Below are 1,877 nucleotides of genomic sequence, written 5' to 3' on the forward strand. Positions count from 1 at the left end.
CGTGATTGGTAGGAAGATCAGCAGAAGGTAACTCTCGAGAGTCGTCTTCGTTAAGCAGATTGGGGACAGGCCGCAGTGCTGAACTAGCAGAGGAGTATTGCTCAGCGTTCCCGTATACCCAGCGTCTGACTAATTCGGTCATGCTGATGGATTTGCCGGCAAAAAAATGAGGGGCAAAAATATGAAGAATCGATTCCGGAGATCGCAACGTCGACGGCTTTCTACCGTGCCCCCATCTTTTTGCCCCCCATGTTTTTGCCGGTAATGCAGTGGGGGAAATCTTTCGAAATCGCAGCTTGATCCAAGCCACAACGGTGGCATTCACGCGGTAGCGATCGCCTTAGCCATTGGCGAAACGCTCACCACCGCCGCGCAGGTGCAATCGATGGCAATGCTTCGTTAGGCCGAGGCTAGAGTCTAGAACTTTGCCAATTCCAAGGTGGCCGAGAGGCGACCCGCTTTTGCTTCGAACAATTCCTGAGATGTTCCAGTTCCGTTGTCGAGATTGATCTTGGCAATCGTTTCAATCTCCTTTGCACGTTTAAGGTAGTTTTCAGCAACAAGTCGACGCGACTTACCATCGGCAGCACCAATTTGCTCCTGGTAGAGTTTGGTGTTTAAACGTATCGCGTGCTCTACACCGGCTCGACCCTCCTTGTACTCGGCAAGCCGCAGGGAAAAGGCGATGTCAAGTGTTTGAAGCAACTCTTTGCCAATCGCTGACGTTGTATATCTCGGGACCTTGCTTGCGTCAGTGAGCTCGTTGGATTGCGCGGTGTAAGCGAACACACAAGCAACACAAGTCAGCGAAAAAAGCATAACGATTGTCTTCATCTTCAGTCTCCAATTAATTGTGGGCATGGTCGACATGGCGAAACGGTGGCCGTCACCTGGCACGGACGATTGATTTTCATTTGTCAAACCTCGCAAGTCAGGCTCGGGTGCACAGATTGGTTCCGGTTTGCGGCTCTCGTCGTACTCAGCATCGCGGTACGCGAGGATCGTAATCGATTCCGGTATTGTAACGGGGGGCCGGCTCAGCGACGGCGTCCAAACGCAAAATTAACCGAGTCAACATCGATATGTAATCGAGCGAGAGGCGATAAACGTCGAGTCGAGCGCGGTCGATGATCGGTTCTGTCTTTGCTGTCCGTTTCGAGTTGAAGCACTCGTACCGGCTGACGCCTCAGGACGAGTACGATTTCCTCAAGAGCAAGAACGGGAGCGATGCGCGCGGAGGGCCGGAGTTCGGGTTCCATTTGTGATTCGCGCGTACCGGCTTTAGCGTCACTATCGCATCGTTCTGGCTTTTCAAGCAGATGTAAACTCGGGTAATCGAAATGAGTTGGTTGCACACCCGCAACCCAGCGACCACGCAGTTCATCGGGCCACGACCTCTGCGGCACTCTGCGTCGCTCTGCGATCTTCGCGTTGATTGCTTTTAACTCAGAGGACGCGAAGACGCAGAGAAAAAACGATGTCGTTCTTGCGAGTAACACTGCCTGAACGTTACCGATCAGCTGGCGGCAACTGTGGATCATCCACTTCAAAACGTCCGACTTCCCACTCTCGTGCATCGGTTGTTCGTCCGTTGTTTTTGACGCGGTTCAGTTCAGCGGCTCCCAAGATACGCTTACTGTCGGGTGATTTTTTTTGAAAGCGTCAACCCCTTCCTGCGTGACGAGTGATCGGCGCAGAACCAATTTCCTCAAGTTTGACAGGGATTCGAGGTGTTTCAAGCAGGCATCAGTCACTTTCGTTCGCGTTAAATCGAGATGTTCCAACGTGCTCATCGCCCGCAATTCAGCGATCGATTCATCATTGATCCGCGTGCGATTCAAGAGCAGCGACTTCAGACGTAATTGATCGAGTCCAGG

2 protein-coding genes and 1 pseudogene are annotated in these 1,877 nt (G+C 52.4%); all 3 read right to left on the minus strand.

Features of this window, described 5'->3' with window-relative positions:
- Positions 1-325 (minus strand): hypothetical protein (locus RMSM_RS42815; RefSeq protein WP_236622225.1); only part of this gene is annotated, 325 nt, incomplete at its 3' end.
- A 92-nt stretch (positions 326-417) separates the two neighbouring features.
- A complete protein-coding gene (locus RMSM_RS19795; protein ID WP_144057793.1) occupies positions 418-834 on the minus strand; it encodes a hypothetical protein in 417 nt (138 codons plus the stop codon).
- A 773-nt stretch (positions 835-1,607) separates the two neighbouring features.
- Positions 1,608-1,877 (minus strand): annotated as a pseudogene (locus RMSM_RS42820) (hypothetical protein); the annotation flags it as partial.

The sequence above is a fragment of the Rhodopirellula maiorica SM1 genome, assembly GCF_000346295.1.
Classification (GTDB): Bacteria; Planctomycetota; Planctomycetia; order Pirellulales; family Pirellulaceae; genus Novipirellula; species Novipirellula maiorica.